Raw genomic sequence first — 13,888 nt, 5'->3', positions numbered from 1 at the left:
GCCTTTCTCATGTCCTCACACCCCGAAGACCCGCTCGACGACGGCCCTGGCCCGGCGCGTGATGCGCAGGTAGTTGTCGAGGAATTCGCTGCCGTCGTCGTTGGGCCAGCCGGCCACCCGCGCCACCGCCGACAGCAGTCGGCCGGGACCGGGCAGCTGATCGGTCGGCTTCCCCTTCACCAGCACCAGCGCGTTGCGGGCCGCCGTCGCCGTGAGCCACGATTCCCGCAGCAGCGCAACGTCTTCCGGCTCGAGGATGCCCTCGGCCTCGATCACGTCGAGCGACTGCAGTGTCGAGGTGTTGTGCAGGGCCGGCACCTCGTGGGCGTGCCGCAACTGCAGCAATTGCACCGTCCACTCGATATCGGCCAGGCCACCGCGACCGAGTTTGGTGTGGGTGGCGGGGTTGGCACCGCGCGGCAGCCGCTCGGAATCCACGCGCGCCTTGATCCGGCGGATCTCGCGTACCGCCTCGGGCGACACACCGCCCGCCGGGTAACGCACGGGATCGATGACGTGCAGGAACCTCACACCAAGGTCCTGATCCCCCGCCACCTGGTGTGCGCGCAGCAGCGCCTGCACCTCCCACGACTGAGCCCACTGGGCGTAATAGGCCTGATAGGCCGCGAGCGTGCGAACCAGGGCGCCTTGACGACCCTCCGGGCGCAGGCCCGCATCGACCTGCAGCGGCGGGTCGACACTCGGGGCCCCGAGCAGCCGCTGCACGTTCTCGGCGACACCGGTCGCCCATTTCACCGCGGTCGTCTCGTCTTCACCGGGCCGGGGATCGCACACGAACAGCACGTCGGCGTCGGAACCGTAGCCGAGTTCCTTGCCGCCGAGCCTGCCCATGCCGATCACCGCGATGTCGGCGGGTGCCGGGGCGCCACGCTCGGCTTCCGAGGCCCGGATGACGGCGCTGAGCGCCGCCTCGAGCACCGCGACCCACACCGACGACAGCGCCGCGCACACCTGCGACACGTCGAGCATGCCGAGCAGGTCGGCCGAGGCGACCCGGGCCAGTTCGTGCCTGCGGAGCGAACGAGCCGCCGCCACAGCGCGTTTCGGGTCGTCGTAGCGGGCGGCGGCGGTCTGGATGCCGCGGGCCACGTCCTCGGGTAGCGGTCCGAGCAGCTGTGGCCCGCCGGGACCGTCGGCGTACATGCGGATGGTCTCGGGGGCGTTGATGAGCAGATCGGGCAGGTACTCCGAGGAGCCGAGCACGATCATCAACCGCTGGGCGATGGCGCCCTCGTCGCGCAGTTCGCGCAGGAACCAGATCTGGTCGTCGAGCCCCTCCGAAACCCGGCGGTACGCGAGCAGGCCCGCATCGGGATTCGGTGTGTCACCGAGCCATTCGAGCAGCGTCGGCAGCAGCAGCGCCTGGATACGACCCTTGCGCGACACTCCACCGGTGAGCGCCTTGAGGTGCCCGAGCGCGTTCTCCGGGGCGGCGTAGCCGAGGGCGGCGAGCTGGCGCACGGCGGCGTCGGGGCTCAGGCGAAGCGCGTCGGAATCCATCCGGGCCACCGCGTCGAGCAGCGGTCGGTAGAACAGCTTGGCGTGCAGGCGGCGCACCCGCACCGCGTTGCGGCGGATCTCGGTGTCGAGCACGCCGACCGCGTCCTGGCGGCCGTCGGGCCGGATGTGGGCGGCGCGCGCCAGCCAGCGCATGCCTTCCTCGTCGTCGGCGGCGGGCAGGGTGTGCGTTCGTTTCAGCCGCTGCAGCTGCAGGCGGTGCTCGAGCAGGCGGAGGAACTCGTAGGAGGCGGTGAGGTTGGCGGCGTCGTCGCGGCCGACGTACCCGCCCGCCGCGAGCGCGGTGAGCGCCTCGACGGTGTTGGTGACATGCAGCGAGTCGTCGACCCGCCCGTGCACCAATTGCAGTAGCTGCACGGCGAATTCGACGTCACGCAGGCTGCCCGCGCCGAGTTTGAGTTCGCGTTCGCGCAGGTCGGCGGGCACCAGGTCTTCCACCCGGCGGCGCATGGCCTGCACGTCGGCGACGAAGTCGGGGCGTTCGGAGGCGGCCCACACCATCGGCATGAGCGCGTCGCGGTACTGCTGCCCGAGTTCCAGATCGCCGGTCATCGGGCGGTTCTTCAGCAGCGCCTGGAACTCCCAGGTGCGGGCCCAGCGCTTGTAGTAGGCCAGGTGCGAATCGAGGGTGCGTACCAGCGCACCGGCCTTGCCCTCGGGGCGAAGTGCCGCGTCGACCTCGAAGAAGGCCGAGCTCGCGACACTCATCATCTCGGCGGCCAAGCGCGTGGCGGTGGCGTCGGCGGGCTCGGCGACGAAGACCACGTCCACATCGCTCACGTAATTCAGTTCGCGCGCACCGCATTTGCCCATCGCGATCACCGCGAGCCGCACGGGAACCTCGCCGTTCTTGCACACCCGCGCCACCGACACCGACAGGGCGGCGGTGAGCGCGGCGTCGGCCAGGTCCGACAGGTGCCTGCCGACCACCTGATACGGCGGCACCGGTTCGTTCTCGACGGTGGAGGCCAGATCGATCGCGGCGAGGAGCATGAGCTGATCGCGATACCGGTCACGCAGCAACGCGATCGACTCGGGACCGGAGATACCGGCCCGGAACAACATGGGGCCCGCGTTGGGGCCGGTCTCGGGTTTCGCGTCGACGGCGTCGAGCAGGTCGGCGATCAGTTCGTCGCGATCCGGAAGCCGACTGGCGCGCAGCACCTTCCAGCGCTGCGGTACGGCGACGAGGTGATCGCCGAACGCCGTCGAGGAACCGAGCAGCGCGAACAGCCTGCCGCGCAGCGTCGTTTCCGAGCGGATCGCCGAATCCAGTTCACCCCAGTCGTTCCCGAGCGCTTCGCGCAACCGCACGAGCGTGGACAGGGCCAGATCGGCGTCGGGCGAACGCGACAGCGCCCAGAGCACGGGCACGCCGTCGACATTGTCCCAGCCGAGCTGGTGCAGGGAGTCCGCCGCGGTGGGTTCGAGTAACCCGAGCCGACCTACGCCGGGAACAGTGGAGCGGGCAGTCGGTGGCCGAACCATGCGTCAAAACTTACATGGTCCGGGCAACGACAGCGTCACGCCGGATCCCACGGCGCAGGAATTACAGGCTGAGGTATTCCTTGAGCTCCCAGGGGGTCACCTGACTGCGGTAGTCGGCCCATTCGCGGCGCTTGTTGCGCAGGAAGAAGTCGAAGACGTGCTCGCCGAGGGTCTCGGCGACCAGCTCCGAGCGCTCCATCGCCTGCAGTGCCTCGTCGAGGGTGCCCGGCAGCGAGCGGAAGCCCATCGCGCGCCGCTCGGCGTCGGTCAGCGACCACACGTCGTCCTCGGCCTCGGGCGGCAGGTTGTACCCCTTCTCGATGCCGCGCAGACCGGCCGCGAGCAGCACCGCGAAGGTGAGGTACGGGTTGCAGGCCGAATCTGGGCTGCGGATCTCGACGCGCCGCGACGACGACTTGTTCGGCGTGTACATCGGCACGCGCACCAGCGCCGAGCGGTTCGAACGGCCCCAGGACGCGGCCGTGGGGGCCTCGCCACCGTGGATGAGGCGCTTGTAGGAGTTGACCCACTGGTTGGTGATCGCGCTGATCTCCGGGGCGTGCTCGAGGATGCCCGCGATGAACGAGCGAGCGGTGCTCGACAGGTTGTTCGGGTCATCCGGGTCGGCGAAGGCGTTGGACTCGCCCTCGAACAGACTCATGTGGGTGTGCATGGCCGAACCGGGGTACTGGGAGAACGGCTTGGGCATGAACGTCGCGCGCACACCCTCGTCGATCGCCACCTCTTTGATGAGGTAGCGGAAGGTCATCACGTTGTCGGCCATCGATAGCGCGTCGGCGTAGCGTAGGTCGATTTCCTGCTGGCCGGGCGCGCCCTCGTGGTGGCTGAACTCCACCGAGATGCCCATCGACTCGAGCGCGTCGATGGCGTGGCGGCGGAAGTTGGGCGCCGAGTCGTGCACGGCCTGGTCGAAGAAGCCGCCGTTGTCGGCGGGCATCGGCTGGTAGCCGTCGCGAAGCTGGTTCTCCAGCAGGAAGAACTCGATCTCGGGGTGCACGTAGCAGCTGAAGCCCACGTCGGCGGCCTTGTTCAGCTGACGGCGCAGCACGTGGCGCGGGTCGGCCCACGACGGCGAACCGTCGGGCATGGTGATGTCGCAGAACATGCGCGCCGAATGCTGGTGGCCCTTGGAACTGGCCCAGGGCAGCACCTGGAAGGTCGACGGATCGGGCCGCGCGACCATGTCCGCCTCGGACACGCGCGCGAAGCCTTCGATGGCCGAGCCGTCGAAGCCGATGCCCTCCTCGAAGGCACCTTCGAGCTCGGCGGGGGCGATGGCGACGGACTTGAGGTAGCCCAGCACATCGGTGAACCAGAGACGTACGAAGCGGATGTCCCGCTCTTCGAGCGTCCGCAGCACGAATTCCTTCTGGCGATCCATACGGCGAGCGTAGGCACCCGGCGTTAAATCCGTGTTACATACGCCGACTCGTTTGCTGTCAGGTCACATCGTCCGCACTTCTCACCCGGCGTGACCGGGCGGTGTGCGCGGTCTCACCCGCCGCAGGTGAGTCCGGGCGCGGGCGTGGCGAGTTCGGTGAGGTAGGCGATGACGGCGTCGTCGAGGCACCGGTCACCGGCGACGAGGGCGGCGGTGTGCCGGTTGCCCCGGAAGGTGACGAGCGCGGCGCCGAGCTGCTCGGCGAGGTCGACACCGGCCTGGTACGGGGTGGCCGGGTCCTCGGTGGTGGAGACGACGACGATCTTCGCCACGCCCGGCGCCGATATCCGGTGCGGTTCGCTCGTGTTCGGCACCGGCCAGGACGCGCACAGTTCCAGCGGTGCGGCGCCGGTGCCCTTGCCGTCGTCGAGAAATGGCGCGGCCCGGCGGTATTCGGCGTCCTGGCGGGCGACGACGGCCGGGTCGGTGATGCGCGGGTCGTCGACGCAGCGGATGGCGTTGAACGCGTCCTGGGTGTTGGCGTAGGTGCCGTCGGCCCTGCGGCCGTCGTAGAGGTCGGCCAGTTGCAGCAGGGTGTCCCCCGTGCCGCCCTGTAGCTCGGTGAGGCCGCGGGTGAGCAGGGGCCACATCTCGTCGCTGTAGAGGGCCTGCTGGACGCCGGTGATGGCGTCGTTGTAGCTCAGGCCGCGTGGATCCTCGGTGCGGGCCGGGGTCGCCTGCAGCGGGTCGACGAGTTGCCGGAAGCGGGCCACGGCGCCTGCCGGATCGGTTCCGAGCGGGCAGTCGGCGCTGTTCGCGCAGTCGGCGGCGTAGGCGTCGAAGACGCCTTGGAAGCCCGCCGCCTGGCGCAGCGATTCCTGCACCGGCTCCTGGGAGGAGTCGACGGCACCGTCGAGAACCATCGCGCGCACGTTCTGCGGGTACTTCTCGGCGTAGGCGGCGCCGAGGCGGGTGCCGTAGGAGTAGCCGAGGTAGGTCAGTTTCGCGTCACCGAGGGCCGAGCGCAGGACGTCCATGTCCTGGACGACTTCACGGGTGCCGACGTGGCCGAGCAGGTCGAGGCCCGAGCGCTCGGCGCAGCGACCGGCGTATTCGCGGTTCTCGGCTTCGGCCTCGGCGATGCCCGCCGGGGTGTTGTCGGTGGGCGGTTCGGCGCGTTCGGCATCGGCCTCGGGTGGGGTCAGGCAGACGATCGCGGGCAGCGAGGAGCCGACGCCACGCGGATCGAAACCGATGCGATCGAATCGTTCGGCCAGCTCGGTGCGGTGCCCGACGGTGACCATCGACAGCCCGGAGACGCCGGGCCCGCCCGGATTCATCAGCAGCGACCCGATCTTGTCTCCCCTGGCCGGGATCCGCGACAGCGCGATCTGGGCGGTCGGACCGTCGGGCCGGGCGTAATCGATCGGCACGGTGACGCGCGCGCACTGGGTGCTCGGCGGCAACCGTTCCTCCGGACTGCCGAACTCCTCGCAGGAACCCCAGTCGATGCGCTGTTCGTAGAAATCGTTCAGCCCGGGGGGTGACGGCGGCAGCGGAGTGGGCGGGGTGGCGCTGTCGCTGCCGGTTCCGCATCCGGTGGCGACCAGCGCGCAGATCGCGCCGAGAACAACGACGAGCCTGCCTCGCTGCACAGTTGGCCAACCTTTCCGCGCCGGGCGGCGCAACACGACGCACCCGAACGGGCTCGCCATCACGGTAACCGAAGCGCGGGTGTGACCGATCCCACCGGCCACGCCCTTAAAACGGTTCGGGGCGAGGTGGCACACTGGATGCGTCAGAAAAACCCGGGGACCCGCTACGGGCCTCGAGGAACCAGACGAAAGTAGGGACGATGATGTCCGTATCCGATGAGCAGAGCCCTGCCTACGGTGCCGCTCCCGCTGCCACCCCCAAGCCTCGCCGCAAGACCCGTGTCCAGCATCTGCAGCAGATGAAGGCCGAGGGTGAGCGCTGGTCGATGCTGACCGCCTACGACTACTCCTCGGCCCGCCTGTTCGAGGAGGCGGGCATCCCGGTCCTGCTGGTCGGCGATTCGGCCGCCAATGTCGTGTACGGCTACGACACCACCGTGCCGATCACCGTGGACGAGCTGATCCCGCTGGTCCGTGGCGTGGTGCGCGGTGCGCCGAACGCCCTGGTCGTCGCCGACCTGCCGTTCGGCACCTACGAGTCCTCGCCTCAGCAGGCGCTGGCCACCGCCACCCGTTTCATGAAGGAGGGCGGCGCGCACGCGGTGAAGCTGGAGGGCGGCGAGCGGGTCGCCGAGCAGATCGCGCTCATCACCGCCGCGGGCATTCCCGTGATGGCCCACATCGGTTTCACCCCGCAGAGCGTGAACACCCTCGGTGGTTTCCGGGTGCAGGGCCGCGGTGACGGTGCCGAGCAGCTCGTCGCCGACGCCATCGCCGTGCAGGAGGCCGGTGCGTTCTCGGTGGTGATGGAGATGGTGCCCGCCGAGCTGGCGGGCCAGGTCACCCGCAAGCTGACCATCCCGACCGTCGGAATCGGTGCGGGCGCCGATTGTGATGCCCAGGTGCTGGTCTGGCAGGACATGGCGGGCTACACCAGCGGCAAGACCGCCAAGTTCGTGAAGCGGTTCGGCAATGTGGGCGACGAATTGCGTTCCGCCGCAACCGCTTACGCCGACGAAGTGCGACAGGGCACCTTCCCGGGGCCCGAACACAGCTTCTGATCCGCACGCACCCGGCCCCGTCGTCCGGCGGGGTCGGGCAGCGGCGCGGCGGACGGCGAGATGGCAGACTCGGAGTCGAAACAGCCGACTCGAAGAGGTACGCATGCATCGCCGATGGAAGACCAGTCCCGGGCTCGTTGTCACCGGTGTCATCGCCGCCGTGACCCTGACGGCCTGTGGCGGTACGGAAGTCACACCCAGCGGGTCCGCGACCACGACCGCCGCCGCCACCACGACGGCAGCGCCGAGCACCACGCTCGAGATCAGCGACTCCTCGGCGAACCAGCTCTGCGACATGATCCGGCCAGAACTGTCGAACTTCCGGGTGCAGGGTCCGACGCTCGGCCGGTTCGCGCTGAACACGATGGTGCACGAGTGGGCGCTGCGCAACGGCGGCATCAACGGGCACGTACTGGCCGACAAGGCCATGATCGACCGGCTGACCACCAAGGCCTGCCCCGATGTGCGCACCGAAACGCTCACCGCCCTCGACCTGCCCGACCTGGCCTCGGGATTGGCGTTGTGATGCGCGGCCTGTACCCGGAGCTCGAACCGTTCGACAAGGGCCTGCTCGATGTCGGCGACGGCCAGTCGGTGTACTGGGAGGTCAGCGGCAACCCCGACGGCAAGCCGGTGGTGTTCGTGCACGGCGGCCCCGGCGGCGGCACCGGTCCGCTGCACCGCCGGTTCTTCGATCCGGCGGTGTACCGGATCGTGCTGTTCGATCAGCGTGGGTGTGGAAAGTCGGTGCCGCACATCGCCGATGGCGCGAGTCTCGAGTTCAACACGACCCCGCACCTGATCGCCGACATGGAGGCATTGCGCGAGCATCTCGAGTTCGAACGCTGGCAGGTGTTCGGCGGGTCGTGGGGTTCCACCCTCGGCCTGGCCTACGCCCAGGCGCATCCACAGCGGGTCACCGAGCTCGTGTTGCGCGGCATCTTCTTGTTGCGGCGCAAGGAGATCGACTGGTACTACAACGGCGCGGCGGGCAACATCTACCCCGCAGAATGGGCGAAGTTCCTGGCGCCGGTGCCTGCCGAGGAACGCGACGAGGACCTCGTCGAGGTGTATCACCGGCTGCTGCATTCGCCGGATCCGCAGGTCGCCCTCGATGCCGCGGTCGCCTGGTCGACGTGGGAAGGCGCGACGAGTTCGCTACTGCCGCACCCGGATCGGGTCGCCGAGACCGGTGAGCCACGCTTCGCTCTCGCCTTCGCCCGCATCGAAAACCACTATTTCCGGCACGGCGGATTCCTCGACGAGGGACAGTTGCTGCGTGACATCCATCGGATCGCCGACATCCCCGGAGTGATCGTGCAGGGCCGCCACGACGTGGTGTGCCCCGCGGTGAGCGCCTGGGAACTGCACAACGCCTGGCCCGGCTCCACCCTGCACATCGTCGAGGACGCCGCGCACACCGCGCACGAACCCGGCATCACCCACCACCTGGTCGAGGCGACCGACCTGTTCGGGAAGCGAGACTGACCCATGGCGAACGAAGCCGGACCCGCCGTCGTCGCGGCACTGCGCGAGGACATCGACCGGCTGCTCGCCGCCGAACCCGATGTCCGCGCCGACGCCGAGGACTCGGTGCACCAGATGCGGGTGGCCACCCGCCGGTTGCGCAGCGTATTGCGTTCCTACCGCAAGCTTTTCGACAGCGACGCCGCCGCCGAGACGGTGACGGAGCTGAAGTGGCTCGCGGAACTGCTCGGGGTCGCCCGCGACGCGGAGGTCCGCGGCGAGCGGTTCGCGAAACTGCTCGACGGGTTCGGCGAGGTGCCCACCGAGGTCACCCGCCGCCTGGTCGGCGCCACCCACGACGCCTACGCCCAGGCACACACCGAGATCCTCACCGCCCTCGACGGCAACCGGTACGCGGCCCTGCGCGAGGTGCTCACCACATGGCGCACCGATCCCCCGCTCGACGATTCCCTCGCCGGTGACGACGCGGACGACGTGTTCGCGCGCGTGCTCGGCCGCGACCGTAAACGCCTGCGCAAACTGGTCTTCGCCGAGCCGACCGCCACCCCCGCCGACCGGGTGGAACTGCTGCACGACATCCGCAAGGGCGCCAAGCGTTTACGCTATTCCTGCGAAGCGGCGGGCGAGGTTCTCGGCACCGACGCCACCGAACTGGGTACGCGTGCCAAACGCCTGCAATCGGTGCTGGGCGACCACCGCGACGCCGTGGAATCCCGCGAGGCCATCCTCGCCGCCGCCGCCGATGCCACCGACGCCACGATCTACGAACTCCTCGCTGACACCGAGGAAGCCGCGGCAGGCCGCGCGATCGCGGGTTACCCCGCCGCCGCGGCGTTCATATCGACCGACTGATCACCCGGCGGACGCTGCCCGCCTCGATGGCGCACCGAGGTTCACTCGGTGTCGGCGGGCTCGCCGTTTCGATCGGCGGTATAGGCGAATTCGATGGTTCTCGTCATGGGATCGGCGGTGCGCAGGCGGACGGAGACGCGTTTGCCTTCCGGTGGCTTGCCTGCGCAGCGGGCGAGGATCGGGGGTTCGGCGACGAAGATCTCCGCGTCACGGGAGCCGTTGGCTTCGCGCAGGACCAGGGCGTCGAAGTCGGTGCCGACGCGGGGGCCGAGGATGGTGGCCTCGGTGATGTCGACGCACGCGCGGTCGACTTTGCTGGCGAGCGAATCGGTGCGGCGCAGCGTTTCCGCGGCGGGAGCCAAGCCGTCCAGCACCCACTGCGGTACCTCGGTGCCCGCGCAGTGCGCCAGACAGATCTCGGTGGTGAAGCGGTCGGCCAGACGGCGCAGCGGAGCGGTGACGTGGGCGTAGGGGGCGCCGATGGCGCTGTGGGTCAGCTTGTCAGGACCGGGGTCGTCCAGGTCTGCCAGCAGGGTGTAGCCCGCGCCGCGCAGCAGGGTGGTCGCCTCCGACATCAGCACCAGACCGGCGGGGGTGTTGGGGTCCAGGCCCGCCAGCATGCGGCCGACGGGCAAGTCGTCGGGCCAGTCCACCCCGAGCGCGGCGGCGGTGCGGCGCATCGAGGCCACCGCACTGTCGGCGGGCGGCGGCATGGTGCGCAGCAGGCCGACCCGGGTTCCGTTGTGGTCGAGCATGATTCGCGCCGCGCACATACCGGTGAGCAGGGAGACCTGCTCGTTCCAGTCGTCGGCGGCGGTGCGCGGTTCCAGGTCGAGGCGCCAGTTGTCGCCGTGGCGCACCACGTCCTGGGCGGGCAGGCGCAGCGAGATCGCGCCGCGCTCCAGCCCGGCCTCGATGCGCAACCGCCCGAATTCGGGCAGCGCGGCCAGCGAGGGGTGCAGCGTCCCGGCGTCGGCGGCGGCCTGGACCTGCTGGTAGTCGAAACGTTCGCGGGAGCGCACCAGGGCGCGCTCGACCGAAGAACGAAGGGGCGCGGCGTCGTTGTCGAGTTCGATAGTCCACAGCGCGACGGGACGGTCCACACCGGGCAGCAGGCTCGCGGTCCCCTCCGACAGCACGGGCGGATGCAGCGGCACGGTGCCGTCGGGGAGATAGAAGGTCTGGCCGCGTGATTCGGATTCGCGGGCGAGGGCACCGCCGGGCACGATCACCGCGCCGAGATCGGCGATGGCGTAGTGCAAGGTGAAACCGGTCGCGGTGCGTTCGAGGTGCAGCGCCTGGTCCAGATCCATCGCGCTGGGTGGGTCGATGGTCACGAACTCGATGTCGGTGCGATCCACCCGGTCGGCGGCGAACGCGTCGACGGCGTCGCGTGCCTCGGACACGGCAGCGGCCGGATACTCCGAGGCCAACCCGAATTCGGCACGAATAGCACCGAAATCGACCGGCGCCGACACGATCCGCTGATGCAGTTCCATAGCTGGGAGCGTAACGAGTCGCCGCGGCGACGGCCCCACAACGCAGTCGACGTCGCGTGCACACAGCACGCGACGTCGACAGTCGGCCTCCGCCAGGCGCGGAAACCGGTGGCTACTGCAGAGCCAGCATGGTGCCGTTGAGCTGATCGAACGGGCCGTACACGGTGAAGGTGACCCGGCCACCCGGCACCGAACTCGAGACGGCCGCCGCCGCGTCGAGCGCCTGACCGAACGAGGCCGCCGACGGATGCGGCAGCCCGGCGACGGTGCGGCCGAACTTGTTCTGGTGCACCCAGGCGGTATCGGCCGGGCTGAGATCGACCTGGACCCCGCCGGGCAGCGGGGTCACCGCGACCGCGCTCGCCGTTCCGGCACCCATCGAGGTGAGCACCGCGGCGGCTCCGGCGATCAATGCACCGGCGACAATGGAACGAACTACCCGCATGGAAATGTGACCTGCTTCCGCGATCGATGTGAAGGCCCACAGAACGGGCCCTGCCGACGGGCAACACTCTATGACCTCGCTCACGTTCCCGACGAGTTCCCGCGCATATTCACCGCCCCGTCGCGCGTCTCGCACGAATTGTTACTGTGGCGGCGGCACACCCGGCACCAGCCGGAAGGTGTTGCACCCACGCCGATAAATGGGAGTTCCGAGCGTATGTCGTCGCTGATTTACGATTACCTGTTGCCGATCCTCGGGCCGGACCAGGCCACCTACTGGGCCCAGGTGCTGATGATCAACCCGGCCTGACTCACCGTCACGCGAATCAACATGTCGCCTCCCGTTAACCTGACGGGAGGCGCCTTGTTTCCTGGGGCGCTAGCATCCCGCTGCGTGAGTAGAACTACCGCCGCCCTCGCGGCAGGCACCGCCGTCTTCGCCCTGCTTCTGACCGGTTGCAGCGAAGACTCGTCCACCGCCGCCCCCGCAACCACCACCACTCCGGCCGTTCAGGTCGATCCAGGCAAGGCCGGAAGGTTCGTGGTGAGCTATCGCAACGCTTTCCCGAAGCTGGCCGCAGGCCGTGACGACCTAGCGGTGAGCGGGGTGCTCAACCAGACCTGCTCCGACATCAAGGCGGGCAAGGCCGAGGCCGACACCATCGCCGGGATCGTCAAGAGCTCGACCAACGGCTCTGTTTCGGCCACCGAGCAGGAAGCGCGCGCGGTCTACGACATGGCCAAGCTCATGTGCTGAGTCCCGCTGGGACAGACGAAGGCGGCGGTCCCGTGTGGGACCGCCGCCTTCGTCGTTTCCTTGGCGGGCGAGCCGGCCTGTAAGCCGGATCCTGTCCCCGGCTCGCGCCGGGGGGCGACCATCCATCTGGACACACCGTCGCCGGGTGCCTCGAGCGGTCCACCCGCAGGCTCGGGCGAGCAGCCCTCGAACACCTGCGCAGCCGCACCGTCGCCGGTGCGGCCTTCGACCTTGCTCCGGGCGGGGTTTACCTAGCCGCCCCGGTCACCCGGGGCGCTGGTGCGCTCTTACCGCACCGTTTCACCCTTACCGCACGCTGGGCGTGCGGCGGTTTGTTTTCTGTGGCACTGTCCCGCGGGTCACCCCGGGTTGCCGTTAACAACCGCCCTGCTCTGTGGAGTCCGGACTTTCCTCGGTGGCGGGCGGCGACACCGATGTGCCCGTACCCGTCACCGCGGTCGCCCGGCCGACTCGTCCGCCCCGCCATGGTACTCGGTACGGTTATCAGTCATGGAACGTGTCGACGTCAGTTTCCCATCGGGTGACCAGCAATGCGCCGCATGGCTCTACCTCCCCGATGGTGCGCCGAGGCCGCGTCCGCTGGTGATCATGGGACACGGGCTGGGGGCGACCCGCGAGATGGGGTTGGATCGGTATGCGCGACGGTTCGTCGCGGCGGGAATGGGGGTGCTGGCCTTCGACTATCGGCATTTCGGTGCCAGTGAGGGTGCGCCCCGCCAGGTGCTCAATATCGCCAGGCAGCGCCAGGACTGGAAGGCCGCGATCGCCTACGCGCGCAGCATCCGCGGCTTCGACGCCACCCGGATCGCGTTGTGGGGCACCTCTTTCGGTGGCGGGCATGTGCTCTCCGTCGCTCCCGACGACGACTATCTGGCGGCCGTGGTCGCCCAGGTGCCGTTCACCAGTGGCTGGGCGTCGGCGCGGGCCAAGGGACCGATCAGCCTGACCAAGGTGGCGACCGTCGCCATGACCGATCTGTTGTTCGGTCCGTTGCGCCGCAAGCCGATTCGCATCCGCCTGGCAGGCCGCAAACGCGCCGCCGCCCTGATGAGTGCCTCCGATGTGCCCGAGGGCTTCGGCAGGCTCGCCGAGGAAAGCCCGACCTACGATCCCAAAGTGGGTGCGCGCGTGGCTTTCTCCACCTTGTTCGACGCCCCCGGCCGACGCGCCAAGTCGCTGAAGGTCCCGGTGCTGTACACGATCGCCGAGAACGACTCCGTCGCACCGTCCGGCCCCACCCGCAAGGCCGCCGCACGCACCAAACACGCCGTGGTCAAGGAATACCCGGTCGGCCACTTCGACGTGTACTTCGATGACGTCTTCGAACAGGTCGTGCGCGACCAGACCGACTTCCTGGTGTCGATCCTGCGCCCCTGATCACGCGATGCGCGTGTTCTGGAACGAGGTGAACAACCAGATTCCCTCGACCGCACCGCCGTATTGCAGATCAGGAGATGATGTCGGCGTCCTCGGTGGAGGTGGCGGCGAAGGCCGCGCCGCCGCCCAGGCGGCCGTCTGCGCGCCGAGCAGGTGGTGGATGGCGTGGGCATCGGTGTGGCTCATCGGGTGGCCTGCCGCAGGCCCGCGTACTCGAGGGTTGGCCGTCGAGTTCTTCTACCCGCTCGACGACTTCACCGCCGCCATCATGAAACGGGGCGCAGCATCGTGATGATGCTGCGCCC

At 69.2% G+C, this 13,888-nt stretch carries 12 protein-coding genes and 1 other RNA gene; 7 read left to right on the top strand and 6 right to left on the bottom strand.

Annotated elements, in window-relative coordinates; all coding sequences use genetic code 11:
- Nucleotides 1–15: 15 nt before the first annotated feature.
- From AB0I35_RS23470 to AB0I35_RS23460, 3 genes are all read right to left on the bottom strand, one after another.
- Nucleotides 16–3,027: a bifunctional [glutamine synthetase] adenylyltransferase/[glutamine synthetase]-adenylyl-L-tyrosine phosphorylase gene (locus AB0I35_RS23470; RefSeq protein ID WP_357398326.1), complete on the bottom strand. Its 3,012-nt coding sequence runs from the start codon at nt 3,025–3,027 to the stop codon at nt 16–18.
- 61 nt (nt 3,028–3,088) lie between these two features.
- On the bottom strand, nt 3,089–4,429 hold the full coding sequence (gene glnA, locus AB0I35_RS23465; protein WP_357398324.1) for a type I glutamate--ammonia ligase: 1,341 nt from the start codon (nt 4,427–4,429) through the stop codon (nt 3,089–3,091).
- 113 nt (nt 4,430–4,542) lie between these two features.
- A complete protein-coding gene (locus tag AB0I35_RS23460) occupies nt 4,543–6,144 on the bottom strand; it encodes an alpha/beta hydrolase (protein ID WP_357398323.1) in 1,602 nt (533 codons plus the stop codon).
- Nucleotides 6,145–6,287: 143 nt separating this feature from the next.
- Here AB0I35_RS23460 and panB point away from each other — a divergent pair, with 143 nt between their 5' ends.
- The 4 genes from panB (at nt 6,288) to AB0I35_RS23440 (ending at nt 9,485) form a co-directional block, all read left to right on the top strand.
- Nucleotides 6,288–7,145, top strand: a complete 858-nt coding sequence (gene panB, locus AB0I35_RS23455) for a 3-methyl-2-oxobutanoate hydroxymethyltransferase (RefSeq protein ID WP_357398387.1) — start codon at nt 6,288–6,290, stop codon at nt 7,143–7,145.
- A gap of 103 nt (nt 7,146–7,248) precedes the next feature.
- Nucleotides 7,249–7,671, top strand: coding sequence for a hypothetical protein (locus AB0I35_RS23450; protein ID WP_357398322.1), 423 nt, complete (start codon nt 7,249–7,251; stop codon nt 7,669–7,671).
- Nucleotides 7,671–8,633: a prolyl aminopeptidase gene (gene pip / locus AB0I35_RS23445; protein WP_357398321.1), complete on the top strand. Its 963-nt coding sequence runs from the start codon at nt 7,671–7,673 to the stop codon at nt 8,631–8,633. The genes AB0I35_RS23450 and pip overlap by 1 nt, the downstream gene beginning before the upstream one ends.
- A gap of 3 nt (nt 8,634–8,636) precedes the next feature.
- Nucleotides 8,637–9,485: a CHAD domain-containing protein gene (locus AB0I35_RS23440; RefSeq protein ID WP_357398320.1), complete on the top strand. Its 849-nt coding sequence runs from the start codon at nt 8,637–8,639 to the stop codon at nt 9,483–9,485.
- Nucleotides 9,486–9,526: 41 nt separating this feature from the next.
- On the opposite strand, the gene AB0I35_RS23435 is transcribed toward AB0I35_RS23440, so the two are convergent.
- On the bottom strand, nt 9,527–10,984 hold the full coding sequence (locus AB0I35_RS23435) for an RNB domain-containing ribonuclease (RefSeq protein WP_357398319.1): 1,458 nt from the start codon (nt 10,982–10,984) through the stop codon (nt 9,527–9,529).
- A gap of 112 nt (nt 10,985–11,096) precedes the next feature.
- A complete protein-coding gene (locus AB0I35_RS23430; RefSeq protein ID WP_357398318.1) occupies nt 11,097–11,429 on the bottom strand; it encodes a hypothetical protein in 333 nt (110 codons plus the stop codon).
- Nucleotides 11,430–11,822: 393 nt separating this feature from the next.
- On the opposite strand from AB0I35_RS23430, the gene AB0I35_RS23425 reads away from it, so the two are divergent.
- Complete coding sequence (locus AB0I35_RS23425) at nt 11,823–12,185, top strand: hypothetical protein (RefSeq protein ID WP_357398317.1); 363 nt, start codon at nt 11,823–11,825, stop codon at nt 12,183–12,185.
- A 64-nt stretch (nt 12,186–12,249) separates the two neighbouring features.
- Here the strand turns inward: AB0I35_RS23425 and rnpB are convergent.
- An RNA gene (rnpB, locus tag AB0I35_RS23420) (RNase P RNA component class A) lies at nt 12,250–12,659 on the bottom strand.
- Between the two features lie 36 nt (nt 12,660–12,695).
- On the opposite strand from rnpB, the gene AB0I35_RS23415 reads away from it, so the two are divergent.
- Both AB0I35_RS23415 and AB0I35_RS23410 read left to right on the top strand, forming a co-directional pair.
- A complete protein-coding gene (locus AB0I35_RS23415; protein ID WP_067487303.1) occupies nt 12,696–13,583 on the top strand; it encodes an alpha/beta fold hydrolase in 888 nt (295 codons plus the stop codon).
- Nucleotides 13,584–13,590: 7 nt separating this feature from the next.
- The gene (locus AB0I35_RS23410) at nt 13,591–13,875 is read left to right on the top strand and encodes a hypothetical protein (RefSeq protein ID WP_357398316.1); all 285 of its coding nucleotides are present in this window, start codon (nt 13,591–13,593) and stop codon (nt 13,873–13,875) included.
- Nucleotides 13,876–13,888 lie beyond the last annotated feature (13 nt).

This window comes from Nocardia sp. NPDC050378 (genome assembly GCF_040655675.1).
GTDB classification, from domain to species: Bacteria; Actinomycetota; Actinomycetes; order Mycobacteriales; family Mycobacteriaceae; genus Nocardia; species Nocardia coubleae.
The sequence above is the reverse complement of the archived record's forward strand: the minus strand, read 5'-3'. Positions and strand labels throughout refer to the sequence as shown.